Source organism: Alterirhizorhabdus solaris (assembly GCF_007785815.1).
GTDB lineage: Bacteria > Pseudomonadota > Alphaproteobacteria > Sphingomonadales > Sphingomonadaceae > Alterirhizorhabdus > Alterirhizorhabdus solaris.
In genome coordinates this window covers 1-23,011 of record NZ_VNIM01000067.1, presented here as the reverse complement: position 1 = coordinate 23,011, position 23,011 = coordinate 1, and the positions used below count along the sequence as shown (strand labels likewise).

Genomic DNA, 23,011 nt, shown 5'->3' with positions numbered 1-23,011 from the left:
GTCTAGGGGAGGCGGGCGGGGGTTGAGCGGCCCGCCCGCCTCCCCTAGACGCTCCGCCTCACATCGAATCGGCGGGAGCTATCTATGAGTGACAATGTCGCGGCCGAGCAGTTGCGCCTCTTCATCGAGCGGATCGAGCGCCTCGAGGAAGAGAAGAAGGGGATGAGCGACGACATCCGCGACGTCTATCTCGAAGCCAAGAGCCAGGGGTTCGACAGCAAGACGATGCGGTCGGTGATCCGCCTGCGCAAGATGGAGAAGGACGCGCGCGACGAGATGGACGCGCTGCTGGAAACCTATCGCAACGCGCTGGGCCTGCACTGATCCGATAGACGCCGGCGCGGAGCCGGCGCCGACTAGCCCGGCGGTTGATGGCGGCCGCCGGCGGGGCTAGAGAGCCGTCACACCCCTGCAACAGAGGCGATCGACGGTTCCATGGCCGGCCATTCCAAATTCAAGAACATCATGCACCGCAAGGGTGCGCAGGATAAGAAGCGTTCGGCGCTGTTCTCCAAGCTCAGCCGCGAGATCACCGTGGCGGCGAAGGCCGGTCTGCCCGATCCGGACATGAACGCGCGGCTGCGCTCGGCGGTGATCGCGGCGCGCGCGCAGTCGATGCCGAACGACAACATCCAGCGCGCGATCAACAAGGCCTCGGGCACGGACGGCGATAATTACGAGGAGGTGCGCTACGAGGGGTTCGGCCCCGGCGGCGTGTCGCTCATCATCGAATCGCTGACCGACAACCGCAACCGCACCGCCACCAACGTCCGCACCGCCGTCGCCAAGAACGGCGGCAACCTGGGTGCGAGCGGTTCGGTGAGCCACGGCTTCGACCGGCTGGGCCTCATCAGCTATCCGGCCAAGGCAGGCGACGCCGAAAAGGTGTTCGAGGCGGCGCTGGAGGCGGGGGCCGAGGACGTGACGTCCTCCGAGGACGGCCACGAGATCTGGACCGCGCAGGCCGACCTCCATGAAGTCGCCAAGGCGCTGGAGCCGGTGCTGGGCGAGGCCGAGGGCGCCAAACTGGCATGGCGCCCGCAGACCAGCGTATCGGTGGGTGAAAGCGACGCCGCCACCCTGTTCAAGCTGATCGACGCGCTGGACGACGACGACGACGTGCAGACGGTGTGGGCCAATTACGACATCTCCGACGAAGTGATGGAGAAACTGGGCTGATCCTGCTCGGCCTCGATCCCGGTCTCGGCACCACCGGTTGGGGCGTGATCGCGGCGGACGGCAACCGCCTGAGTCACATCGCCAACGGCCAGATCCGTACCGAGCCGGGAATGCAGCTGCCGCGCCGGCTGACCCTGCTGTTCGACGCGCTGACCGACGTGATCCGCACCGAGCGCCCCGATGGCGCGGCGGTGGAGGAGGTGCTCGGCAACTCGAACGCGCAATCCACGCTGAAGCTGGGGCAGGCGCGCGGCGTGGTGCTGCTGGCGGCGGCCACCGCCGGCGTGGCGATCGGCGAATATCATCCGAGCATCGTCAAGAAGGCCGTCGTCGGCACCGGCGGGGCGGACAAGAAACAGGTGCAGGCGATGGTGATGCGGTTGCTCCCCGGCGTTAAGCTGTCCGGCCCGGACGCGGCCGATGCGCTGGCGGTGGCGATCACCCACGCGCACCATCTCGCCAGCCAGCGCGCGCTGGCGCGGCGGGTGGCGGGGGCGGGGGCATGATCGCGCGGCTCAGCGGCCTGCTGGCCGAGACGACGGCGGATCATGCCGTGCTGGATGTCGGCGGCGTCGGCTATCTGGTGCAGGCCTCGGCCCGCACCCTGTCGGCGATCGGGCCGGTGGGCGGTCAGGTGATGCTGTTTACCGAGATGCAGGTGCGCGAGGATGCGATCACGCTGTTCGGTTTCGGCTCGGCGGGCGAGCGGGACTGGTTTCGGCTGCTCACCTCCGTTCAGGGCGTCGGCGGGCGAGTGGCGCTGGCGATCCTCTCCGCGCTGGATGCGGGCGAGCTGAGCCGCGCCGTCTCGGCGGGGGACAAGGCGATGGTGGCGCGGGCGAACGGTGTGGGGCCAAAGCTGGCGATGCGCATCGTCAACGAACTGAAGGACAAGATCGGCGCGGTGGAAATCGGCCCAGCCGGCGCGCGCCCTGTTACGACGGGCGGCGCGGTGGAGGATGCGCTCTCCGCCCTTGCGAATCTGGGCTTCCGCCCGGCCGAAGCCAACGCCGCCGTCGCCGCCGCCGAGGAAGAACTGGGGGCCGGTGCCACGCTGGATGCGCTGGTGCGGCTGGCGCTGCGCAAGGCGGCGAAGTAACGGGCCGGCAGACGCGGCGCTTCGCCGGGTAACCGAATGAGCTTCCGGGCGTTCTGAGCGTCGGTCCGACGGGTAATCCCGGTGGGCCGGTGATGGCCCGACGTTCGGCCTCGAGGGATCGTGATGTGAAAGGGCAGATATGACCACGCAACGCTGGACGCTGGTCGTCCACGGCGGCTCCGGCTCGATGGTGCGCGGGCGGCTGGGCGCGGATGAGGACGCCGCCGGTCGCGCCGGACTGCACGCGGCGCTGGTGGCGGGCGGGGCGGTGCTGTCGGCGGGCGGCGCGGCGCTCGATGCGGTCGAGGCGGCGGTGCGCGTGCTGGAGGACGATCCGCACTTCAACGCCGGGCGCGGCTCCGTCTTCACCGCCGATGCCACGATCGAATGTGATGCCGCGCTGATGGACGGCGACACGCGCAAAGCGGGTGCGGTGGCGGGGGTGACGGCCACGCGAAACCCCGTTCGCCTCGCCCGCGCGGTGATGGACGCGAGCGACCATGTGCTGCTGGCCGGCACCGGCGCGAACGCCTTTTCCGTCGCGCAGGGACTGGAGCAGGCGCCGGCCGACTGGTTCGCCACCCCCGAACGCCGCCGCCAGCTGGACGAGATGCTGGCACGGCCCGACGGCGGGTTCGATGCGGGGATGAAATACGGCACGGTCGGCGCGGTGGCGGTGGATGCCGCCGGGCATGTCGCCGCTGCCACTTCCACCGGCGGGCTGACGGCCAAGCGATGGGGGCGGATCGGCGACTCGCCGCTGATCGGCGCGGGCACCTATGCCGACGATCGCGCCGCCGCCGTCTCCTGCACCGGCTCGGGCGAGACGTTTATCCACCTCGGCGTCGCGCACGAGATCTGCGCGCGCGTGCGGCTGGCCGGCGAGACGATCGAGGAAGCGGCCGACACGCTGATCGACGAGCTGGGCGATCTGGGCGGCAAGGGCGGGGTGATCGTGGTGGGGCCGGACGGTTCGGGCGGCTGGGCGTTCAACACGCCGGGCATGTACCGCGGGATGATGACCCACGATGCGCCGCCCGAAGTGGCCATCTACGGCGACGAATGAGACGGGCGGTGCGATCTTCCGGCCCCCTGCCTGCGACGGGCGGGCGAGTCCCGCCTGGTCGCGCACGCGGGAGACGTGCGGCATGAGCAGGACGATCGAGGCCGACGTCGCCTTCCTGTTCATCGGCGGCGCACATCAGGTGTTCCACCTTGCGCCCGTGGCGGCGGCGCTGAGCCGGGAGCAGCCCGATCTTGTCGTCACCTGCATCTGTGCCGACGAGGAGACGGAGGCGGCGCTGGTGCAGGTGCGGGCCGCCATGGCGACCGAGCGGCTGCGGATCGCGCAGGTCACCCCGCCGCCGCTGACGATGCTGGCTGCCCGGTTGTTCGGCCGGCGCGCGGCGGGCAAGGGGCCGTTGCTGGCGAAGCTGGCGCTGCGGCTGCGCCATGCGCGGGCGATCGTCGTGCCGGAACGCACCTCGGCGGCGCTGCGCTGGCTGGGGTGGCGGCGGCTGCTGATCCATTTCCGCCACGGCGCGGGCGATCGCGCGCCGAAATCGGAGAAGCGGCTGAAGGCGTTCGACCTGATCGTCGTGCCGGGCGAAAAGGACGTGGCCCGCGCGATCGAGGTGCAGCGCGTGGCGCCGGAACGGGTGCGCAGCTGCGGTTACGTCAAGCTGGACTATATCGCGCAGACCGCCGCCGACCGCCCGGCGCGACTGTTCGGCGACGACCGGCCGGTGGTGCTCTACAATCCGCATTTCGACGCGGCGATTTCCTCGCTGGGGCAGGCGCAAGCGGTGCTGGCGGCATTCGCCGCGCAGGATCGCTACAATCTGGTGTTCGCGCCGCACGTTCGCGCGTCGGAGGATATGGACGAGGCCGAGATCGCGGCGTGGCAGGCGCTGGCGGTGCCGGGCCGCATCATCGTCGACCTGCGTTCCCCCCGGCTGATCGACATGACCTATCTGCGCGCCGCCGACATCTACCTCGGCGACATGTCGAGCCAGCTCTACGAGTTCATCGCGCGACCCCGCCCGGTCGCGTTCCTGAACACGCATGGCGTCGCGTGGCAGAACGATCCGCGTCACGCCGGATGGCATCTTGGCGCGGTGACAGACGATCCGGCGGACGTGGTGGCCGCGGTGGACCGCGCGGTGGCGACGCACCCGTCGCGGATCGCGGCACAGGCAGCAGCGGTGGCGCGCTCGTTCGGCGACCCGGCCGGCGCCAGCCTGCGCGGCGCCCGGATCGTGGCGGACGCCATCGCCGCATGAGAGTGGCCGGTCGCCCGCAGGCGACCGGCCGGGTGTTTACTGCGGCACCACCGTCACGGCGCGACGGTTCTGCGCCCAGGCGCTCTCGTCCGATCCGGACGCGACCGGGCGTTCCTTGCCGTAGCTGATCGTCGAGATGCGGCTGGCGCTGATGCCGGCCGAGGCGAGATAGTTCTTCGCCGAGTTGGCACGGCGATCGCCGAGCGCGAGATTGTATTCGCGCGTGCCGCGCTCGTCGGCATGGCCTTCCAGCGTGACGCGGACGGCGGGGTATTTCTTCAGCCATGCGGCCTGCCGATCCAGCGTGGCGCGTGCCTCGCTGTCGATATCGATCATGTCGGTGCCGAACAGCACGGTATCCGATCCGGCCTGGCTGACGAAATCGGCGCGCGAGCCGGGCACGACCGCCCCTGTGCCGGCGCCGTCGCTGTAGCCGGCCCCCGTATCGCCGCCGGTCGTCGAGCCGCTGGTGGGCGGGGGCGGCGGCAGTTCCTTGGGCGGCTTCTTCGAGCAGGCGGCGGTGGCGATCAGCGCCGCGCCGAGCAGCAGCTTCACGCTGGCCCCCTTCGATGGGAATCGGGTCATGGTCGTCTCCTTGAGGATGGCGGCCCGCCGCGCCGCGAAAGTGATGGCGGAGTTCCCCTCCAAGTTCAGGGTGTTTCTACGGCAGCAGCGGCCCCCATGCGGGGTCCGATCCGTCGAGCGGGGTGGGCACGCGCCGTTCGTTGACGCCGGTCAGGTCGACCGACCACAGATCGGCCTTGCCGGAGCCCTGGCCCGTGCGGAAGAACATGATGACGCGGCCGTTGGGGGACCAGCTCGGCCCCTCGTCCTGCCAGGCGTTGGTCAGCGTCTTCTCGCCCGAACCGTCCGGCGCCATGATGCCAATGCGGAAGCCGCCACCGATCTTGGTGAACGCGATCAGGTCGCCGCGCGGGCTCCACGCCGGGGTGCCGTAGCGCCCGCCGCCGAAGCTGATGCGCTGCTGGTTCGATCCGTCCGCGCCCATTACGTACAGCTGCTGGCCGCCCGAACGGTCGCTCTCGAACACGATGCGCGATCCGTCCGGCGAATAGCTGGCCGACGAATCGATGCCGGGCGAGGTCGTCAGCCGCTGCGGCGTGCCGCCGGTGGCGGCCACGCGATAGATGTCGGTATTGCCGTTCACCGCCATCGAGAACACGATATACCGGCCATCGGGGGAGAAACGCGGCGCGAACGTCATGTTCGGCTGATCCACCACCAGCCGCTGCCGGCCCGAGCCGACATCGTACACGTAGATGCGCGGGCGGTTGTTGGTGAAGCTCATGTAGCTGATCGTCTGCTGGTTCGGCGCGAAGCGCGGCGTCAGCACGATCGACTGGCCGTTGGTGAGGAAGCGGTGGTTGGCGCCATCCTGATCCATGATCGCCAGCCGCTTGATCCGCTTCGTCTTCGGCCCGGTTTCCGAAACGTAGACGACGCGGCTGTCGAAATACGGGCCTTCGCCGGTCAGCCGGGTATAGACCGTGTCGGCGCATTTGTGCGCGGCGCGGCGCCAGTTGGCGGGCGTCACGACGAAGCCCTGCCGGGTCAGTTCGCTCTGCGCGAACACGTCGTACAGATAGCAGCCGACCGTGAGCGTGCCGTCGCCATTGGCCTGCACGAAGCCCTGCACCAGCGCCTGCGCTCCGGTGGCGGTCCAGCCCGGAAAGTCGGGCGTGGTCACCTGGTTGAACCCCACGGGGCGCAGCGCGCCGGCCGGCAGCGGAGTGAACAGGCCGCTGTTCTTCAGGTCGGTGGTGATGACCTGCGAGACCTGCGCGCCCAGCCCGGCGGTATCGCCGGCGGCGGTGGAGACGCTGTTCGGCGTGGGCATCACCGGCACCGCGATCGGCATCGGCTGGGAGATGCCGCCGGTGATGTCGACGCGGATCTGCGCGGCCGCCGGCACGGCGAGGCCGAATGCCAGCAGGCCGAGCAGGGGGGAAAGGGCGTAACGCATTCTGGTCTCCATCATCGGCCAACGCGCCGTGCGGGCGAAACGCTTCATGCCACGGCCCGGGGGCTGAAGGTCAACTCGAAGCTGTTCCAGCCGCCGCGATACTGCGCGGCGGGCAGGCGAACCGGGGCGCAGCGCACCACCGCCAGCACTGCGGCTTCCGCCATCGGGCCGGCGGCGGCGCTGTTGTCGGCGGTCACGCCGCTCTGCGTGACGATGGCGGGCAGTTCCGCCAGCATCCCATCGGGGGCGTAGGCGACACGCAGCACGGTGACGATCCCGCGCCCGCCCCGGCCGGCGCGCGGGGCACGGTAGCAACGCCTCACCTGATCGGCGGCGGAAGCGATCACCCGCGCGGCCTCCGGGTCCGGGCGGGAGATATGCGGCGGCGGCGTGCGGCCGGCGCAGGCGGCGGCGAGCAGCAGGGCGAGGGGAGCCGCGCGGTGCATCTCATCCCATCGTTCCGGGGGTGAAGCGCAGCTCGATATCCTCCCAGCCGCCGTCGTACAGTTCGGCCGGCAGCTTCAGCGGCGCGCAGCGCAGCACCGCGCGGCGGGCGACATCGTCGATCTGACGGACATAGGCCTGATTGCCCGGCGTCACGCCGCTATGTTCGGCCACCGATGGCGCGTTGGCGATCGTGCCGTCCTTGTTGAACCGCAGCCGCAGCGTGGTGACGATCGACATCGCGGGCGTTCCGGCCAGCGAGCCGAGTTCGTAACACGGCTGCACCTGCCGCTTGATCGCCCCGGCCAGCCCCTGCATCGCCGAGGCCGAGACGGCGGCCGCCGCCGGCTTGGTCGACTTGCCGGGCGAGGTCTTCTCCGGCGTGATCCCTTTCAGGAAATCCGCGCCGAGGCGGGAGCCGGCAGCCTTCGCCGGCTTGTCGCCGGGGGCGCCGCCGGCGGGTTTCGCCGGCCTGGTCGAGGGCGCGCCGCCGCCTTCGGTGCGGTCGGGCCGGCGACGGTCGCGAGTGTCGCCTGTCGCCGCGATGTCGGCCTTGCTGGGCTTTGCCGGCGAGGCGGTCGCGGATTTGGCGGACGTTTCCTTGGTGGGCTTGGCGGGCGCGGCCTTGGCCGGCGTCGGCTTGGCGGGCGTCGGTTTCGGCGTCGGCTTCACTGCCGGTTTGGGCACGGGCCTGGGTTCCGGCTTCGGTGCCGGTTTTGGCGTCGGCGCCGGCTTGGGCGGCACCGGCTTGGGCGTCGGCGTCGGCTCGGGCGGCGCGGGCTTTGGCGGCGCGGGCTTCGGGGGTGCGGGCTTGGGCACCGGCGCGGGTTCGGGCGCCGGGTCCGGTTCGGCGGGCGCGGGTTCGGGCGCGACGGCCTCCGATGGCTTGGCGATGGTCGGCGCTTCTGACGGGGCGGGCGGCTCCGTCGTCGAATCGGGCGCGGCCGATCGCGCGCCGATCGCATCGACCAGCACCACGTCGATCGGCTCGTTCTTCAGCGGCGGCAGCTTGGCGCGGCTGACGAGGCCGAGCGACAGGATGCCGAACAGCAGGATGTGGCCGACCGTGGCAACGCCCAGCCCGATCCGTTCGCCGCGTTCCATCCTAGCGGGCGCCCTCGCCGGTGCCTGACTCGCCCACCGTGACCAGCGCGACCTTGTTCAGCCCGGCGCGGTTCAGTTCGCCCATCACCTTCATCACGCGGCCGTAATCCAGCCCGCGATCGGCGCGCAGATACACCTGCGGCGCCTCCGGTCCCTTCGCCGCCGTCGCCGCCAGCGCCTCCAGCCGGGCGGGCAGCGCGGCCTCGGCGGTCTCCTCGTCGTTGACGTAGATCTTGCCGCCCTCCGCCAGCGAGACGGAGACGGGCTTCTGGTCCTGATCCAGCGCACCGGCGCGGCTGTCCGGCAGGTTCACCGGTACGCCGGCCACCAGCAGCGGCGCGGTGATCATGAAGATGATGAGCAGCACCAGCATCACGTCCACCAGCGGCGTGACGTTGATATCCGCCATCGGGGCGCGGCGACCGCGCCCGCCCCGCCGGCTGACCGGCCCCATCGCCACCGCTAAAGCTCCAGCTCGCGGCTGAGGGTGCCGTGGAAGCCGTCGGCGAAACGGTTGAGCCGCGCCTCGATCCGGTCGATCACATGCGCCAGCCGGTTGTACGCGATCACCGCGGGGATGGCGGCGAACAGCCCCAGCGCGGTGGCGAACAGCGCCTCGGCGATCCCGGGGGCGACCACGCCGAGCGAGGTGTTCTGCTGCGCGGCGATATCGGTGAAGCTCTTCATGATGCCCCACACCGTGCCGAACAGGCCCACGAAGGGTGCGACCGAACCGATCGTGGCCAGCACGCTCAGCCGATCGGACAGTTTGTCGATCTCCGCCCCCACGGCGGCGGACATGGCGGTGGCGAGGCGCGCGCGCGTGCCCTCGCGGTCCACCGTGGCGCCGGCGGTGGAGCGGCGCCATTCGGTGACGGCGGCGGAGAACACCCTGGCCGGCGGCAGATCGGCCTTGCCGGGGCCGTCATAATAGCTGTCGATATCGTCGGCCTTCCAGAAGTCCTTCTCGAACGCCTCGCTCGCCTTGCGCACACGTTTCAGCTTCAGGCCGTGGCCGATGATGATCGCCCACGTCCAGATGCTGGCGAGCAGCAGCCCGATCATCACCGTCTTCACGACGAGATCGGCCTGCATGAACAGGGTGATGGGCGACAGCAGCGATTCGGTCGGCGCGATCGGCAAGTTTGTCATCGGTCTGTCTGTTTCCCTCTGATCTGCTCGAAGATCGCCACCCACGCCGGCGGCTGGCGCCGCGGCCGGCCGTCCGGCGAGACGAACGCCGCCGTGACGTCCGCCTGTGTCAGCACTTCCCCGCCCCGCATGACCCTTTGATGAATGGCGCAGGAGGCGGCGCGGATCGCGGTGACGGTGCTGACGACCACGAGCGCGTCGTCCAGCTTGGCGGGGCGCCGGTAACGGATGGCGAGATCGGCCACCGCATAGGCGCCTTCGCCGGCCTCGTGCGCGGCGCGCTGGTCGATCCCGGCGGCGCGCAGCATGTCGGACCGGGCGCGCTCCATGAAGCGCAGGTAGCCGGCGTGATAGACGATGCCGGTGAGGTCGGTATCCTCGAAATACACCCGCAGCGCGAAACGGTGGACGCCATCGACGAAGCCGCCGGCGTAGGGCTGGTCCAGCGTCGGCAGAGTGGTGGCGTTGGCGTCGCTCATGGCTTGCGGGTAAACGGTTGTCCCGCCACCGCCAACCCTTTGCGGACCGGGCGCGATGCCGCCGGCCGGGCCGCCACCCGCTACAGGCTGACGAACAGCGTGGCGTTGACGACGTGATTGACGCGGTCTTCCCCCGGCCGGAAGACGCGCTGGTTGAGATACCCCGGCTCCACCCGCAGGCGCGGCGCGACGGGCAGGCCGACACCGATGAACGTGCGCCACTGGTCCACGCCGTCGCGCACGCCCCACCGCGTATCGTTGAGGTTGAGGAAGCCCTCGGTGAAAGCGACCGCCTTGATCGCGCCGCCACGGGCGAGGGGAAGCTGCGCCCGCACCATCTGCCGCAGTCGCCATGACGTGCCGTGTCGCCCTTCCAGCATCCGCTGTTCCAGCCGGGTGCGGCTGACGACCAGCGGATCGCCGTTGGCGCGGCGGAAGGGGACGAACTGGATCTGCTGCCACGGCCGATGCTCGTGCGTCGTCGCCCCCGTCTCGGGATCGGTGCGGACATAGGCGTAGCCGACGACGGCATGGGCATCGCGCCCGATCCGTGCGCCGATCGCCGGGCGCAGGATGATCTGGCTGCCGCCGCCGATGTCGTCGGTTCCCCGCCCCTGTGCTTCCAGCCACAGGAAGAGGTCGCCGCGCACCGTGCCGGTCGCCACCACGGACCCCCAGGCCTGCGTATCGCTGACCGCCCATGCGGGCCGGGCGCCGCCCGCCAGCACAAAGGCCAGCGTGATCGCACCGAGCGCGGCCCTGCGGAGGCGGGGGATGGGGTGCGCGCTCATGCGTCGAACAACCCCTCCTGCGCGCCCGGCGGCGGGTTGAGGCCGAGGTGCTTCCAGCCGCGCCCGTTCAGGCAGCGGCCGCGCGCGGTGCGGGCGATCAGGCCGAGCTGGATCAGGTACGGCTCGATCACCTCCTCCACCGTGTCGCGCGGTTCGGAAAGGCCGGCGGCCAGCGTTTCCACCCCCACCGGGCCGCCGCGATAGATGTCGGCGATCATCATCAGATAGCGCCGGTCCATCGCGTCGAGGCCCAGCGCATCCACCTCAAGCCGGGTCAGCGCATCGTCCGCCACCTTGCGGTTCACCACTGGCTCGCCCGCCACGTCGGCGAAATCGCGCACGCGGCGCAGCAGCCGCCCGGCGATCCGCGGGGTACCGCGCGCGCGCGTCGCCACCTCGCGCGCGCCATCGGGGGCGATGGCAAGGCCCAGCAGCCCGGCGGCGCGACGCACTACCAGCTCCAGCTCGTCCACCGTATAGAATTGCAGCCGCACCGGGATGCCGAAGCGATCGCGCAGGGGGGTGGTGATGAGGCCCTGCCGCGTCGTCGCCCCCACCAGCGTGAAGCGCGGCAGATCGATGCGGACGGAGCGGGCGGACGGCCCTTCGCCGATCATCAGATCCAGCGCGCGATCCTCCATCGCCGGATACAGCACCTCCTCCACGGCGGGCTGGAGGCGGTGGATCTCGTCGATGAACAGCACGTCGCCGTCCTCGAGGTTGGTCAGCAGCGCCGCCAGATCGCCGGACTTGGCGATCACCGGGCCGGAGGTGGCGCGAAACCCCGTGCCCATCTCGCGCGCGATGATCTGCGCCAGCGTCGTCTTGCCGAGGCCCGGCGGGCCGAAGAACAGCACGTGATCGAGCGCATCGCCACGCGATTTCGCCGCCTGGATGAAGATCCGCAGATTCTCTCGCGCCGCCTTCTGCCCGACGAACTCGTCGAGCGATTTGGGGCGCAGCGCGGCGTCCACGTCCTCGGGGCGGCGGGCGGCGGCAAGGAGGCGGTCGTCGGTCATCTGGCCCGTTCCCTACCCGTTCCGATGCGGCGGTGTCGAGGGCGGCACTCCCGCTGTCGTGGCGCGTTCAACCGCCAGCAACGAAAAGGAAGAGAGCGATGACGGACAAGCAACCGATGCAGGCGGACGGCGCCGGCAGCAAGGGCAAGCCGGATGCCACGCAGGCACCCAAGCCCGGCAGCGGCGAATCGGCCGGCGGCGCCTATGCCAACCCGCATACCGGCAAGGGACCCAAGGACGGTGGCTTCGACGGCGGGCAGAGCGAGAAGGACTACCACGGCCCGGGCCAGCTCGGCGAAAAGGTGGACGACACCGGCGGCGGGCAGGGCGGCTGAACGCATGAGCGACGATCGCGAGGAAACATGGGCGGCGTTCAGGGACGCCGTCAACATGGCGCCGGCCGAGATCGAGCATTTCCTCGACACCGACGACAGCAAGCGCGTGGGCTGGAAGGGCGAGGACGGCAAGGGATCGGGCGAGTCGGTCGGCCACAGATCCGGCCGGCGGATCGTGGCGATAAAACGCGCAAAGAAGGCCGACCTGACCGACGACGACTATGCCCACATGAAGAAGGTGGTCGCCTATGTGGCGCGCCACTGCAAGCAGGGGCCGAAGGACGACGTGGAACACAGCGACTGGCGCTATTCGCTGATGAACTGGGGGCACGATCCGCTCAAGGAGTGAGCGGCGTGGATGTAGTGACGCAGGGTGATCGAACGACCGGAGATGGGAAAGCCGTCATTGATTGTGACGGGAGCCTTCCTGTATTCCCCAGTTATGTTTAACGCTCGCGCTTTGTCAGGTCTGCCTCCCTATGGCCCCGCCGCGCTATCATTTCCGCGGGCGGATGCCATTCGCGAGGGTTTCGTTGTTGAGTTTGTAAGCGAGCTTGGCGAAACGTGGATTGGAAACTTCGCGAAGGGGAACGGGTCAGAAAGTTCAATCCACCCCGAATTGGGACCAAGTGCGACTGTAGTCGTAGCGAGCGGCGCAGGGTATCTTGTCGATACGAAGGAAAGATGCCTCGTCCGCGAAATCGGCTTCGATCTTCAACAGGTATGGTTCGTCGCCGAGATGAACGCGATCGTGGTATTGAACGGCTTATGGTTTGAAGCCTTTGACGCGCGAGATGTCGTGTGGCGAAGTCGCCGTTTCTCGTGGGACGGCACCCAAAACGTCAGCCGCGACGGCATATGGATCGCGGGAGAGGCCTTCGATCCCACGACGGACGTGTGGCTGCCGTTCCGTCTCGATCTCACCTCCGGAAGCGTCGAAGGCGGCTCCTACGACGGTCCAAACTAGCATCTGGGACGTCCGCAATCGGGCGAAAGCGGTCATCGCCCGCCACCCGCCCGCTTCACGCCACCGGCTTGCTTCGCACCCCAACGCAGGCCATCGCGCCGCCCGCCATGTTGCCCTATATGCATCGTGACGAACCATCATATCGGATCCCCCATGTCCCTCCGCCCGTGGCGCGATATCGCGCGTCGTACGTCCCGCCAGATCATGGTCGGCAATGTGCCCGTCGGTGGCGATGCGCCGGTGACGGTGCAGACGATGACGAACACCCCGACCTCCGATCCACGCGCCACGATCAACCAGATCCGGCGGTGCGAGGAGGCGGGGGCGGACATCATCCGCGTCTCCTGCCCGGATGTGGAATCGACCGCCGCGCTCAAGCAGATCGTGCGCGCCAGCCGCGTGCCGATCGTCGCCGACATCCACTTCCACTACAAGCGTGCGCTGGAGGCGGCGGATGCGGGCGCGGCGTGCCTGCGGATCAACCCCGGCAACATCGGATCGAGCGAGCGCGTGGCCGAGGTGGTGCGCGCCGCCAAGGCGAACGGATGTGCGATCCGCATCGGCGTTAACGCCGGCAGCCTTGAGCGCGACCTGCTGGAGAAATACGGCGAGCCGTGCCCCGAGGCGCTGGTGGAAAGCGCGCTCGATCACATCAAGCTGCTGCAGGATCACGACTTCCACGAATATAAGGTGGCGGTGAAGGCGTCGGACGTGTTCCTCGCCGTTTCCGCCTACATGGGGCTGGCCGAGGCGGTCGATTGCCCGCTGCATCTGGGCATCACCGAGGCCGGTGGGCTGATCGGCGGCACGGTGAAGTCCGCGATCGGCATTGGCAATCTGCTGTGGGCCGGCATCGGCGACACCATCCGCGTCTCGCTGTCGGCCGAGCCGGAGGAGGAGGTGCGCGTCGGCTTCGAGATCCTGAAGGCGCTGGGCATCCGCAACCGCGGCGTGCGCGTCGTCTCGTGCCCGTCGTGCGCGCGGCAGGGGTTCGACGTGATCCGCACCGTGCAGGCGCTGGAGGAGCGGTTGCAGCACATCCGCACGCCGATGTCGCTTTCGGTGCTGGGCTGCGTGGTGAACGGCCCGGGCGAGGCGCGCGAGACGGACATCGGCATCACCGGCGGCGGGCAGGGCAAGCACATGGTCTATCTCTCGGGCGTGACCGACCATCATGTCCAGGATGCCGACATGATCGAGCATATCGTGAAGCTGGTGGAGGCCAAGGCGGCCGAGATCGAGGCCGGCACGTCGCAGGCCGCCGCATAGTGACGGCAGCCGGATCGTGACCACAGGGGCGACGGCGGCCCGCCCCGCCGTCGCCTTCGCGGTGGCGACGGCGGGGATCGCGATCTTTTCCGGCATGGATGCGATCATGAAGGGGCTGGTGCTGGACATCGGCGTCTACAACGCGCTGCTCTGGCGATCGCTGGCGGGGGTGGCGATCGCCGCCGTCCTGCATCTGGCGCGGCGGCCGGCGTGGCCGGCGCGCGCGACCCTGCGGCTGCATGCGCTGCGCGGGCTGGTGACGACGGGCATGGCGGTGCTGTTCTTCTGGGGGCTGGCGCGGGTGCCGATGGCGCAGGCGGTGGCGCTCACCTTCATCGCGCCGCTGATCGCGCTGTTCTTCGCGCGCGTGATGCTGGGCGAGCCGATCAGCCGCCGCGCGATCGGCGGCTCGGTCGCGGCGTCGATCGGCGTGTTGCTGATCTTTTCCGGGCAGGCGCGCGTGGCGGCCGGGCCGGACGCGATGTGGGGGGCGGGCGCGATCCTGTGTTCGGCGGTGTGCTACGCCTACAACATCATCCTGATGCGGCGGCAGTCGCTGCTGGCCGATGCGATCGAGGTGGCTTTCTTCCAGAGCGCGGCGATCGCGCTGCTGCTGGCGCTGGCCGCCCCGTTCCTCGCGGTGGCACCGGCCGCGCATCATGTGCCGCCGCTGCTGTTCGCGTCGGTGCTGGCGGTCGCCTCGCTGTTCCTCCTGTCATGGGCCTATGCGCGGGCGGAGGCGAACTATCTGGCGCCGGTGGAATATACCGCCTTCCTGTGGGCGAGCGTGCTCGGCTGGCTGGTGTTCGGCGAGGTGGTATCGCCGCGGACGGTGGCGGGCGCGGTGCTGATCGGGGCGGCGTGCATCTATTCGGCGCGGCGAAAGGCCGTGCCGATGGGCAATCTGGAGGCTGCCACATGACGGATATCGATCAGGCTGTGACGATCCGCCGCGCGGTGGCCGACGACGTGACCGCGATGCTCCGCCTGATCGTGGCGCTGGCGGTGTACGAGCGCGAGCCGGACGCGGTGAAGGCGACGCCCGAGTCGCTGACCGCCACGATGTTCGGCCCGGACGCCAAGGTGTTCGCCCACGTCGCCGAGCAGGACGGCGCGGTGATCGGCGTGGCGCTGTGGTTCGAGACCTATTCGACGTGGACGGGCGCGCCGAGCCTGTACCTGGAAGACCTGTTCGTCGACCCCGCCGCACGCGGCAGCGGCGCGGGCAAGGCGCTGTTCACCGCACTGGCGCGCGAGGCGAAGGCGCGCGGCTGCGCCCGCATCGACTGGGCCGTACTCGACTGGAACCGGACGGCGCGCGGTTTCTACACCGCGATGGGCGGCTTCCATTCGACCGGGTGGGAGCCGTGGCGGATCGAGGGCGAGGCGCTGGAGCGGCTGGCGGGGGCGTAGGGGCGGCTGCTTTCGCCCAATTGCGGACGAAGATGGAGGTGTATGCTATACCTCTAACCGGACGTTCGCCCGAGGGTTGCGCCACCGAACGATCAACAGCACAACGGGCTTATGCGAGCCTCTTCGACGCTGCTAGCCACGGGAATCTGCCTCGGTCTTGGTTCCTGTGGTCAGAACCAGCGGACAGGAAAAGCAGGTGCTCAAGAACGTGTGAGCACGGCCGTGGAAAGTGGCATGCCGCTGGCTGTCGCTAAAAGCGTCGAAGCGGCGCGACAGGAGAGCTTTATCTGGGCAGGTGCCGATTGGACGGCTTACGACGAGACCTCAGGTTGCGAGGCAGAACGGCGGCTCGTCTTCGGCAAAATAAAGGCAGAAGCCCGCGTCTATCGCGATGACTTCATAGGCGGTTATGTTCCGACAGGTATTCGAGAAGCTAAAGCATTTCTGATCTTGGGTGACAGAAAGATTCCTGTGGCCTGGTCTTGGGGCTGGGGCGACAACGACCAATTTAAGAACGACGGAATTGATAGTAAAAGCCACTGGTTTCAGATAGTGCGATTACCCGGAGCCGAAAACTGGACTGTGTCTCAGGTGTCAGGATTACCTAACCAGTCCGAGGGTTCCTCAATCTACTACGGTCCGGGAATACAGTCACATTTCGAGGCCAGAGATTGCTCCTCGGTGCACCGAAGCGACAAATAAGGTCCGGTCAAGTGCAGTCTGGCCGCTAAGCGGACGATCCGCAATCCACCACTTCCCGTCACTCCACGCCGCCTCTCACCCCCCGCCCAGCACGTTGATCGTGAAGGCCAGCACGCCGATGTTGAACACGAAGGCGAGCATCGTGTGGAACGTCACCACGCGGCGGATGGCGGGGCTTTCGATTTCCACGTCCGATGTCTGGAAGGTCATGCCCAGCGTCACGCTGAAATAGAGCATGTCCCAGTAGTCCGGCTCGGCCGTCTTCGGCACGGCCAGGCCGCCGCTGTCCTCCCCGCCTTCTCCGGCGGTATAGAACAGGTGGGCGTAGTGGAGCGCGAACACCGCGTTGCTGAACGTCCACGCCAGCACCAGCGTCGCCACGATCAGCGCGGTGACCGCCGCCTGCGGGCTGCTCTTGTCGCCCAGTTCGGCGGCGATCGCGACGAGGATGACGAGGGTGACGCCCATGGTGATCGCCAGCAGCATCGCGCGGTTGGCGTCGTTGCGTTCGGCGTTGGCGCGCATGTCGGCCGGGCGGTCGTCCAGCAGCGGCAGGCAGGAGAGCAGGAACAGCAGCGCGGCGGCATCGAACCCGGCCATCACCCCCAGTCGCCAGCCGAGCGCGGCGGTGCCGGTCGCGATACCGGCCACCGCCACGAGCGTGAACAGCAGGAAGCGCGGCGGCGCGATGCGGTGGCCCAGGCCCCCGAAGGCGCGCCCGCGCGATGAACGATCCTCCGGCACCACCTGATCCTCCCGCTCCCGGCGTGCGATTCGCCGCGACCCTGCTAGACGGTCCTTCGGCGGGACTGAACCGTCATCCGGAACGGAAGGTGCGGGCGTGGCGTGGGGGTTGCTGATACTGGGCGGTTGCTTCGAGGTGGGCTTCACCACCTGCCTGCGTTTCGTCGACGGCTTCCGCCACGTCGGCTGGACGCTCGCCTTCCTGCTGGCGGCGCTGCTGAGCCTGGCGCTGCTGGAGATCGCCTCCCGCTCGATCCCGCTGGGTACGGCCTATGCGGTGTGGACCGGCATCGGCGCGCTCGGCACCGTGGTGATCGGCATGATCTGGTTTGGCGAACCGGCCAATGCCGTGCGGATCGCGCTGATCCTCGGACTGGTCGGCTGCATCGTCGGCCTGAAGCTGGTGGGCGGCGGGCACTGAGGGGCGGGGTGGCGCGTTTGTCTCCTATCTCGCCCTCGGTCCGATCGTCATCCCAGCGGATGCTGGGATCTCGTCGGGGCGAGCGAGTGGCCGATATCGGGAGATCCCAGCATCCACTGGGATGCCGGAAAGGGTGGGATGGCAGGTGGACCGGTGACGGAAACGCCGGAGGGCCCATCATGCCCTCGCCGCTTCGGTCGTGCGACATCCGTCCCCGATAAGGGCACTTCAACAATCGTTACCCGTCACCCCGGCGTGACGGGTAACGAAGAAACCGGCCCCTACAGACTCTGGCTGACGCCTTCGTCAGTGCCCAGCTTGGCCTTCTGCGCCTTGGCGGCCTCGATCGCCTCGATGATGATGCGCTTGGCCTCGGTGGCGTCGCCCCATTCACCGACGCGGACCCACTTCTTGGCTTCCAGATCCTTGTAATGGGTGAAGAAGTGCTCGATCTGCTGCATCACGATCAGCGGCAGATCGCTGCTTTCGTTGACCTTCTCGTAATAAGGGAAGGTGCCGTCCACCGGCACGGTCAGCAGCTTTTCGTCGCCGCCGGCCTCGTCCTCCAGCTTCAGCACGGCGATCGGCCGCACGCGTACGACGCAGCCCGGGATGAACGGCGAGCGCGCGACTACCAGCGCGTCGAGCGGATCGCCATCGGGCGACAGCGTGTGCGGCACGAAGCCATAGTTCGCCGGATAGCGCATCGGCGTGTGCAGGATGCGATCCACGAACAGCGCGCCCGACTTCTTGTCGAACTCGTACTTCACCGGCTCGCCGCCGACCGGCACCTCGATGATGACGTTGAGGGTTTCCGGCGGATTGTCGCCGATCGGGATGAGATCGATGTTCATGGGGCGCGAATAGTATCGCGGGCGCGCGATCTCAAGCCCGAAACGTCGGATGCCGAAACGACACGGGGCGATTCGCCGGCGGGACGATTCGCTTCATTGTGTCGCCAACCTGTTCTAGAGCCGCCGCGATGAGCAAGCCCGCCACCCCCCAGGCCGTTCGCGGCACCCAGGATATGCTCGGCGAGGCGGCCGAGCGGTTCCAGACCGTCGTCGCCACGTTCGATCGCCTCCGCCCGCTCTACGGCTTCGGCCGGGTCGAGGTGCCGGTGTTCGAGGCGACCGCCGTGTTCGCCCGCTCGCTCGGCGAGACGACCGACGTGGTGTCCAAGGAGATGTACAGCTTCGAGGATCGCGGCGGCGATTCGCTGACGCTGCGGCCGGAGTTTACCGCCGGCCTCGCCCGCGCCTATCTGACCGAGGGCTGGCAGCGCCACGCGCCCCTCAAGATCGCCACGCACGGCCCGCTGTTCCGCTACGAGCGCCCGCAGAAGGGCCGCTTCCGCCAGTTCCACCAGCTCGACGCCGAGGTGATCGGCGCGGCCGAACCGGCCGCCGACGTGGAGCTGCTGGTGCTGGCCGCACACCTGCTGGACGAGCTGGGCGTGGCGGAGGGGGTAACGCTGACGCTCAACACGCTGGGCGATGCCGACACGCGCGATGCGTGGCGTACCGCACTCGTCGCCCATTTCGAGGCGCATCGCGATGCGCTGTCGGAAGAGAGCCTCGACCGGCTGGCGCGCAACCCGTTGCGCATCCTCGACAGCAAGGATCCGCGCGACCGCCCGGTCGCCGATGCCGCCCCCGCGATCGACGATTACATGTCGGCCGAGGCGGGCGCGTTCTTCGAGAAGGTGACGGGCGGGCTGGATGCCGCGGGCGTCGCGTGGACGCGCAACGCCCGGCTGGTGCGCGGGCTGGACTATTATCGCCACACCGCGTTCGAGTTCGTGACCGACCGGCTGGGCGCGCAGGGAACCGTGCTGGGCGGCGGCCGCTACGACGGGCTGATCGAGACTCTGGGTGGTCCTGCCACCCCGGCGGTGGGCTGGGCCGCCGGGATCGAGCGACTGGCGATGCTGATCGACACGCCCAAGCCCGAGCATGTGACGGTGGCGCTGGTGCCGATGGGGCCGGCGGCGGAAGCGGCGGCGATCGGCCTGCTCGCGGGCCTGCGCCGGCAGGGCATCGCGGCCGACATGGCCTACAAGGGCAACATGAAGAAGCGCATGCACAAGGCCGATGCCAGCGGCGCGCGTTTCGCCGTGATCCTGGGCGACGACGAGCTGGCCAAGGGTGAGGCGGCGGTGAAGGATCTCGCGAACGGCAGCCAGACGTGGGTGCGGCTGGACGCGCTGGCGGCCGCGGTGCGGCATTGAGGGCGGCACGCGCATGGTGACGATCCCGCTCTCCCGCATCCGCCAGATCGAGGCGCGGCGCGACGAACTGCAGGGTGAGATGTCGCGCGGCGATCTGCCCGCCGACCGCTTCGTCGCGCTCTCCAAGGAATATGCCGAGCTGGAACCGGTGGCGCAGGCGGCGGGCGAGGTGCGGCGGCTGCGGCAGGAAGGCGAATCGCTGCGCCACATGACCGGGGACGGCGACGACGAGTTGCGCCAGATGGCTGCCGAGGAGCTGCACGCCAACGATGCCGCGCTGGCACTGGCCGAGCGCGCGCTGGCCCTCTCGCTGCTGCCGCGCGACGCGGCCGATGCACGCCCGGCCATGCTGGAGATTCGCGCCGGCACCGGCGGCGACGAGGCGGCGCTGTTCGCGGGCGACCTGTTCCGCATGTACCAGCGATATGCCGAGGATCGCGGCTGGAAGGTGGAGCTGATCTCCGCCAGCGCGGCCGATCTGGGCGGCTACAAGGAGGTCGTCGCGTCCGTGACGGGCGCCGGCGTGTTCGCGCGACTGAAGTTCGAGAGCGGCGTCCACCGCGTGCAGCGCGTGCCGGCCACCGAGAGCGGGGGGCGCATCCACACGTCGGCCGCCACCGTGGCGGTGCTGCCCGAGGCGGAGGAGGTGGACATCCAGATCGACGAGGCGCGCGATCTGCGGATCGACGTCTATCGCTCGTCCGGGCCGGGCGGGCAGTCGGTCAACACCACCGATTCGGCGGTGCGTATCACGCATCTTCCCTCCGGGCTGGTGGTGATCCAGCAGGACGAGAAATCGCAGCACAAGAACAAGGCCAAGGCATTGAAGGTGCTGCGCACCCGCCTGTACGAGCAGGAACGCGAGAAGCTGGCATCCGCGCGGGCCGGTGCGCGCAAGTCGATGGTCGGCTCGGGCGATCGGTCGGAGCGGATCCGCACCTACAACTTCCCGCAGGGGCGCGTGACCGATCACCGTATCAACCTGACGCTGCATCGCCTGCCCGAGATCCTCGAAGGGCCGGGGCTGGACGAGGTGGTGGTGGCGCTGATCGCCGAGGACGAGGCGAGCCGGCTGGCCAACCTTGACGGCTGAGGGGGCGCCGATCCGGCTGGCGCTGGCGGCGGCGGCGGCACGGATCGACAGCGCCACGCCCCGGCTCGACGCGGAGCTGCTGATGGCCCACGCGCTCGGCATTTCGCGCGAGGCGCTGTTGCTGGCGCGGCTGGATGATCCCGCCCCCGCCGGCTTCGCCCCGCTGCTGGCGCGGCGGTTGCGGCACGAGCCGATCGCCTACATCACCGGCACGCGCGGCTTCTGGACGATCGAGCTGGCCGTCGGCCCCGGCGTGCTGGTGCCGCGCGCCGACAGCGAGACGCTGATCGAGGCGGCGGTGGCGCATTTCGCCGGCACCCCCGGCCCGCGCCGCATCCTCGATCTGGGCACGGGCTCCGGCGCGCTTCTGCTCGCCGCGCTGGACGAATGGCCGGAAGCGAGCGGGGTGGGGATCGATCGCTCCGCGCCCGCGCTGGCGATCGCCGCCGACAACGCCCGCCGGCTGGGGATGGCCGATCGCGCGACGATGCGGGCGGGCGGCTGGGACGGCACGGGCGAGCGGTTCGACCTGATCCTGTGCAACCCGCCCTATATCGAGGACGACGCGCCGCTGCCGGACGAGGTGGCGGGCCACGAGCCGGCCTCGGCCCTGTTCGCCGGCGCGGACGGGCTGGACGACTATCGCCGCATCGCGCTGTTGCTCGCCGGGCAGCTCGCGCCGGGCGGGATCGCCGTGGTCGAGGTGGGCGCGGGGCAGGCGCTGGCGGTGACCGCGCTGCTGGACGCGGCAGGGTTCGCCACGGCCAACCGTCGCGATCTGGGCGGGCATGAGCGTTGCATCATCGTGCAGGTTCCGGAGTAACGCCGTCCCGTCGCCAGAAAACACTTGGTTTCTCGCGCCAAAATGCATAGATGACACGTAGGACGAAGGCTCTTGCGAGCAGAGCGGCTTGGCCGAGCCTTCCTTGCCGACCCCCAATGGCTGCGCTGCGTTCTTTGCGGCGATGCGAGAGGTGGATGCGTGAGCGCCTTGCCGGCGCCGCGCCGGTGGGGGGTGCATGATTGGTCCGGGGCGGGCCCGGACGCGCAGTGGTGAGCAGATACCACCAGTGACGAAGGCAGCGAAACGTTGATCAACAATCGTCAGAACGGCAACGGTAATGGCCGCCGCCGCGGGCGGGCCGGGGGCACGCCTCGCCCGAACGGGTCGGGGGGCGGCGCCGATCGCGGCAGCCGGCTCGATAATCGCGCGCGCGGCAACGCCAGCCAGCTTCATGAGAAGTACAAGACGCTTGCCGCCGATGCCCAGCGGCAGGGCGATCGGGTGATGACCGAATATTATCTGCAGTTCGCCGACCACTATTTCCGCGTGCTGAGCGAGACGCGCTCGCGCTTCGACGAGCAACAGCAGCCGCGCCCCGCCCGTTTCGACGGCCAAAGCGAGGATTTCGACGAGGGCGAGGGTGAGACGGGCGGCGACGACCGCTTCGACGACCGCACGGTCGAGCGCGGCCAGCAGTGGACGCAGGAGCGCGGCGACAACGACGGCAATCGCGAGAATTACCGCGATCGCAATGCCGGCCAGCCCAGCCGTAACGACGGTGCGCGGGCCGACGGCAACCGTAACGATGGAAATCGTGGCGAGGGCAACCGCGCGGACGGCAATCGCGAGGGCGCGCGCGGCCTCGAGGGACCACGGGCCGATGCCGGGCGAGAGCGTCCGGAGCAGCGTTCCGATCGTGGCGACGAACAGCGCGAGTATCGCCAGGCGCGCGAACCGCGCCAGCCGCGCGATCAGACCGAACAGCGCCCGCGCGATCAGGGTGAGCAGCGTCAGTTCCGCGAGCAGGGTGATCGCCAGCAGGGCGAACAGCGTGCACCGCGCGAGCAGTCGGACGGTCGCGAGCGTCAGCCGCGCGAGCAGGCCGATGGCCGCGAGCCGCGCCAGCCCCGCCTCCTTCGCCGCGAACGGCCCGAGGAGCAGGCCCGCACCCAAGCCGAACCGATAGCCGCGCCGACAGAGGCCTCGCCGGTCTTGGACGCGCCCGTCGCCGAGACCGCCGAGCTTCCGCTCGAGGCGCCGGTCGTCGAGCAGCGGCGCCCGCGTGGCCGTCCGCGCAAGGTCGTCGCGCCGGTCGAGGATGATGGCGAGCGGATCGAGATGGATCGCCTGCCGCCGGCCTTCGCCCCGGAGCCATCCGCGCCGGTATCGGCCGACGACGGCGAGGAGCCCAAGCCGCGACGGACGCGCCGCCCGCGCGGTGAGACTGCCGCCGTCTGATCGTCGGCTTTCGATTGTGTCGTGGGGGCGGCGCGTCCGTCGCGGCTTGGGCTCCTCGCCGT

General features: G+C 69.5%; 29 protein-coding genes. 18 read left to right on the top strand and 11 right to left on the bottom strand.

All coding sequences use genetic code 11. The annotated features are described in order from the left end of the window. Positions 1-84 precede the first annotated feature (84 nt). The 6 genes from FOY91_RS14935 to FOY91_RS14910 all read left to right on the top strand — a co-directional run bounded on the left by FOY91_RS14935 (position 85) and on the right by FOY91_RS14910 (position 4,560). Positions 85-324: a DUF2312 domain-containing protein gene (locus FOY91_RS14935; RefSeq protein ID WP_145153665.1), complete on the top strand. Its 240-nt coding sequence runs from the start codon at positions 85-87 to the stop codon at positions 322-324. Between the two features lie 111 nt (positions 325-435). Beyond that, positions 436-1,179, top strand: coding sequence for a YebC/PmpR family DNA-binding transcriptional regulator (locus FOY91_RS14930; protein WP_145153662.1), 744 nt, complete (start codon positions 436-438; stop codon positions 1,177-1,179). After that, a complete protein-coding gene (ruvC, locus tag FOY91_RS14925) occupies positions 1,176-1,685 on the top strand; it encodes a crossover junction endodeoxyribonuclease RuvC (protein WP_145153671.1) in 510 nt (169 codons plus the stop codon). The genes FOY91_RS14930 and ruvC overlap by 4 nt, the downstream gene beginning before the upstream one ends. After that, positions 1,682-2,278, top strand: coding sequence for a Holliday junction branch migration protein RuvA (gene ruvA, locus FOY91_RS14920; protein ID WP_145153659.1), 597 nt, complete (start codon positions 1,682-1,684; stop codon positions 2,276-2,278). Before ruvC ends, ruvA begins: the two co-directional genes overlap by 4 nt. A gap of 139 nt (positions 2,279-2,417) precedes the next feature. After that, complete coding sequence (locus FOY91_RS14915; protein ID WP_145153656.1) at positions 2,418-3,344, top strand: isoaspartyl peptidase/L-asparaginase family protein; 927 nt, start codon at positions 2,418-2,420, stop codon at positions 3,342-3,344. An 82-nt stretch (positions 3,345-3,426) separates the two neighbouring features. Further along, a complete protein-coding gene (locus FOY91_RS14910) occupies positions 3,427-4,560 on the top strand; it encodes a hypothetical protein (protein WP_145153653.1) in 1,134 nt (377 codons plus the stop codon). A 36-nt stretch (positions 4,561-4,596) separates the two neighbouring features. On the opposite strand, the gene pal is transcribed toward FOY91_RS14910, so the two are convergent. From pal to ruvB, 9 genes are all read right to left on the bottom strand, one after another. Then, on the bottom strand, positions 4,597-5,145 hold the full coding sequence (gene pal, locus FOY91_RS14905) for a peptidoglycan-associated lipoprotein Pal (RefSeq protein WP_145153650.1): 549 nt from the start codon (positions 5,143-5,145) through the stop codon (positions 4,597-4,599). 76 nt (positions 5,146-5,221) lie between these two features. Then, the gene (tolB, locus tag FOY91_RS14900; protein ID WP_145153647.1) at positions 5,222-6,559 is read right to left on the bottom strand and encodes a Tol-Pal system beta propeller repeat protein TolB; all 1,338 of its coding nucleotides are present in this window, start codon (positions 6,557-6,559) and stop codon (positions 5,222-5,224) included. A 29-nt stretch (positions 6,560-6,588) separates the two neighbouring features. Then, positions 6,589-6,990 (bottom strand): hypothetical protein, encoded by a 402-nt coding sequence (locus FOY91_RS14895; RefSeq protein ID WP_145153644.1) that lies wholly within the window; start codon positions 6,988-6,990, stop codon positions 6,589-6,591. 1 nt (position 6,991) lies between these two features. Further along, on the bottom strand, positions 6,992-8,092 hold the full coding sequence (locus FOY91_RS21715) for a hypothetical protein (RefSeq protein ID WP_162527240.1): 1,101 nt from the start codon (positions 8,090-8,092) through the stop codon (positions 6,992-6,994). A 1-nt stretch (position 8,093) separates the two neighbouring features. After that, complete coding sequence (tolR, locus tag FOY91_RS14880) at positions 8,094-8,552, bottom strand: protein TolR (protein WP_145153634.1); 459 nt, start codon at positions 8,550-8,552, stop codon at positions 8,094-8,096. A gap of 2 nt (positions 8,553-8,554) precedes the next feature. Then, complete coding sequence (tolQ, locus tag FOY91_RS14875) at positions 8,555-9,244, bottom strand: protein TolQ (RefSeq protein WP_145153632.1); 690 nt, start codon at positions 9,242-9,244, stop codon at positions 8,555-8,557. Beyond that, positions 9,241-9,723, bottom strand: a complete 483-nt coding sequence (locus FOY91_RS14870; RefSeq protein WP_145153629.1) for a YbgC/FadM family acyl-CoA thioesterase — start codon at positions 9,721-9,723, stop codon at positions 9,241-9,243. Before FOY91_RS14870 ends, tolQ begins: the two co-directional genes overlap by 4 nt. Positions 9,724-9,803: 80 nt before the next feature. Then, complete coding sequence (locus FOY91_RS14865; RefSeq protein ID WP_145153626.1) at positions 9,804-10,514, bottom strand: DUF2490 domain-containing protein; 711 nt, start codon at positions 10,512-10,514, stop codon at positions 9,804-9,806. Further along, positions 10,511-11,533, bottom strand: coding sequence for a Holliday junction branch migration DNA helicase RuvB (gene ruvB / locus FOY91_RS14860; protein ID WP_145153623.1), 1,023 nt, complete (start codon positions 11,531-11,533; stop codon positions 10,511-10,513). The genes FOY91_RS14865 and ruvB overlap by 4 nt, the downstream gene beginning before the upstream one ends. Before the next feature lie 98 nt (positions 11,534-11,631). On the opposite strand from ruvB, the gene FOY91_RS14855 reads away from it, so the two are divergent. The 7 genes from FOY91_RS14855 to FOY91_RS14825 all read left to right on the top strand — a co-directional run bounded on the left by FOY91_RS14855 (position 11,632) and on the right by FOY91_RS14825 (position 16,219). After that, entirely contained in the window at positions 11,632-11,868 is a 237-nt protein-coding gene (locus FOY91_RS14855) for a hypothetical protein (RefSeq protein ID WP_145153620.1), read from the top strand. A 4-nt stretch (positions 11,869-11,872) separates the two neighbouring features. Further along, positions 11,873-12,217, top strand: coding sequence for a DUF3140 domain-containing protein (locus tag FOY91_RS14850; RefSeq protein WP_145153617.1), 345 nt, complete (start codon positions 11,873-11,875; stop codon positions 12,215-12,217). Positions 12,218-12,241: 24 nt separating this feature from the next. Further along, complete coding sequence (locus FOY91_RS14845) at positions 12,242-12,835, top strand: hypothetical protein (protein WP_145153614.1); 594 nt, start codon at positions 12,242-12,244, stop codon at positions 12,833-12,835. Between the two features lie 153 nt (positions 12,836-12,988). Next, the gene (gene ispG, locus FOY91_RS14840; RefSeq protein ID WP_145153611.1) at positions 12,989-14,104 is read left to right on the top strand and encodes a flavodoxin-dependent (E)-4-hydroxy-3-methylbut-2-enyl-diphosphate synthase; all 1,116 of its coding nucleotides are present in this window, start codon (positions 12,989-12,991) and stop codon (positions 14,102-14,104) included. 16 nt (positions 14,105-14,120) lie between these two features. Then, the gene (locus FOY91_RS14835) at positions 14,121-15,026 is read left to right on the top strand and encodes a DMT family transporter (protein WP_238995720.1); all 906 of its coding nucleotides are present in this window, start codon (positions 14,121-14,123) and stop codon (positions 15,024-15,026) included. Next, on the top strand, positions 15,023-15,517 hold the full coding sequence (locus FOY91_RS14830) for a GNAT family N-acetyltransferase (protein ID WP_145153608.1): 495 nt from the start codon (positions 15,023-15,025) through the stop codon (positions 15,515-15,517). The genes FOY91_RS14835 and FOY91_RS14830 overlap by 4 nt, the downstream gene beginning before the upstream one ends. A gap of 234 nt (positions 15,518-15,751) precedes the next feature. Continuing rightward, positions 15,752-16,219, top strand: a complete 468-nt coding sequence (locus tag FOY91_RS14825) for a hypothetical protein (protein WP_145153605.1) — start codon at positions 15,752-15,754, stop codon at positions 16,217-16,219. 75 nt (positions 16,220-16,294) lie between these two features. On the opposite strand, the gene FOY91_RS14820 is transcribed toward FOY91_RS14825, so the two are convergent. Beyond that, a complete protein-coding gene (locus tag FOY91_RS14820) occupies positions 16,295-16,963 on the bottom strand; it encodes a DUF1345 domain-containing protein (RefSeq protein WP_145153602.1) in 669 nt (222 codons plus the stop codon). 97 nt (positions 16,964-17,060) lie between these two features. On the opposite strand from FOY91_RS14820, the gene FOY91_RS14815 reads away from it, so the two are divergent. Next, on the top strand, positions 17,061-17,384 hold the full coding sequence (locus FOY91_RS14815) for a DMT family transporter (protein ID WP_145153599.1): 324 nt from the start codon (positions 17,061-17,063) through the stop codon (positions 17,382-17,384). 281 nt (positions 17,385-17,665) lie between these two features. Here FOY91_RS14815 and ppa read toward each other — a convergent pair whose 3' ends face one another. Further along, entirely contained in the window at positions 17,666-18,238 is a 573-nt protein-coding gene (ppa, locus tag FOY91_RS14810) for an inorganic diphosphatase (RefSeq protein WP_145153596.1), read from the bottom strand. A 128-nt stretch (positions 18,239-18,366) separates the two neighbouring features. Here ppa and hisS point away from each other — a divergent pair, with 128 nt between their 5' ends. From hisS to FOY91_RS14790, 4 genes are all read left to right on the top strand, one after another. Continuing rightward, entirely contained in the window at positions 18,367-19,614 is a 1,248-nt protein-coding gene (gene hisS, locus FOY91_RS14805; RefSeq protein WP_145153592.1) for a histidine--tRNA ligase, read from the top strand. A 13-nt stretch (positions 19,615-19,627) separates the two neighbouring features. Beyond that, on the top strand, positions 19,628-20,707 hold the full coding sequence (prfA, locus tag FOY91_RS14800) for a peptide chain release factor 1 (protein ID WP_145153589.1): 1,080 nt from the start codon (positions 19,628-19,630) through the stop codon (positions 20,705-20,707). Continuing rightward, positions 20,697-21,530: a peptide chain release factor N(5)-glutamine methyltransferase gene (prmC, locus tag FOY91_RS14795; protein ID WP_145153586.1), complete on the top strand. Its 834-nt coding sequence runs from the start codon at positions 20,697-20,699 to the stop codon at positions 21,528-21,530. Before prfA ends, prmC begins: the two co-directional genes overlap by 11 nt. Before the next feature lie 267 nt (positions 21,531-21,797). Next, positions 21,798-22,949, top strand: a complete 1,152-nt coding sequence (locus FOY91_RS14790) for a DUF4167 domain-containing protein (protein ID WP_145153583.1) — start codon at positions 21,798-21,800, stop codon at positions 22,947-22,949. Positions 22,950-23,011 lie beyond the last annotated feature (62 nt).

Coding starts and splice junctions, on each gene's coding strand:
- FOY91_RS14935 (WP_145153665.1), top strand. CDS start 85: ATGAGTGACAATGTCGCGGCCGAGCAGTTGCGCCTCTTCATCGAGCGG.
- FOY91_RS14930 (WP_145153662.1), top strand. CDS start 436: ATGGCCGGCCATTCCAAATTCAAGAACATCATGCACCGCAAGGGTGCG.
- ruvA (WP_145153659.1), top strand. CDS start 1,682: ATGATCGCGCGGCTCAGCGGCCTGCTGGCCGAGACGACGGCGGATCAT.
- FOY91_RS14915 (WP_145153656.1), top strand. CDS start 2,418: ATGACCACGCAACGCTGGACGCTGGTCGTCCACGGCGGCTCCGGCTCG.
- FOY91_RS14910 (WP_145153653.1), top strand. CDS start 3,427: ATGAGCAGGACGATCGAGGCCGACGTCGCCTTCCTGTTCATCGGCGGC.
- pal (WP_145153650.1), bottom strand. CDS start 5,145: ATGACCCGATTCCCATCGAAGGGGGCCAGCGTGAAGCTGCTGCTCGGC.
- tolB (WP_145153647.1), bottom strand. CDS start 6,559: ATGATGGAGACCAGAATGCGTTACGCCCTTTCCCCCCTGCTCGGCCTG.
- FOY91_RS14895 (WP_145153644.1), bottom strand. CDS start 6,990: ATGCACCGCGCGGCTCCCCTCGCCCTGCTGCTCGCCGCCGCCTGCGCC.
- FOY91_RS21715 (WP_162527240.1), bottom strand. CDS start 8,092: ATGGAACGCGGCGAACGGATCGGGCTGGGCGTTGCCACGGTCGGCCAC.
- tolQ (WP_145153632.1), bottom strand. CDS start 9,244: ATGACAAACTTGCCGATCGCGCCGACCGAATCGCTGCTGTCGCCCATC.
- FOY91_RS14870 (WP_145153629.1), bottom strand. CDS start 9,723: ATGAGCGACGCCAACGCCACCACTCTGCCGACGCTGGACCAGCCCTAC.
- FOY91_RS14865 (WP_145153626.1), bottom strand. CDS start 10,514: ATGAGCGCGCACCCCATCCCCCGCCTCCGCAGGGCCGCGCTCGGTGCG.
- ruvB (WP_145153623.1), bottom strand. CDS start 11,533: ATGACCGACGACCGCCTCCTTGCCGCCGCCCGCCGCCCCGAGGACGTG.
- FOY91_RS14855 (WP_145153620.1), top strand. CDS start 11,632: ATGACGGACAAGCAACCGATGCAGGCGGACGGCGCCGGCAGCAAGGGC.
- FOY91_RS14850 (WP_145153617.1), top strand. CDS start 11,873: ATGAGCGACGATCGCGAGGAAACATGGGCGGCGTTCAGGGACGCCGTC.
- ispG (WP_145153611.1), top strand. CDS start 12,989: ATGTCCCTCCGCCCGTGGCGCGATATCGCGCGTCGTACGTCCCGCCAG.
- FOY91_RS14830 (WP_145153608.1), top strand. CDS start 15,023: ATGACGGATATCGATCAGGCTGTGACGATCCGCCGCGCGGTGGCCGAC.
- FOY91_RS14825 (WP_145153605.1), top strand. CDS start 15,752: ATGCCGCTGGCTGTCGCTAAAAGCGTCGAAGCGGCGCGACAGGAGAGC.
- ppa (WP_145153596.1), bottom strand. CDS start 18,238: ATGAACATCGATCTCATCCCGATCGGCGACAATCCGCCGGAAACCCTC.
- hisS (WP_145153592.1), top strand. CDS start 18,367: ATGAGCAAGCCCGCCACCCCCCAGGCCGTTCGCGGCACCCAGGATATG.
- prfA (WP_145153589.1), top strand. CDS start 19,628: ATGGTGACGATCCCGCTCTCCCGCATCCGCCAGATCGAGGCGCGGCGC.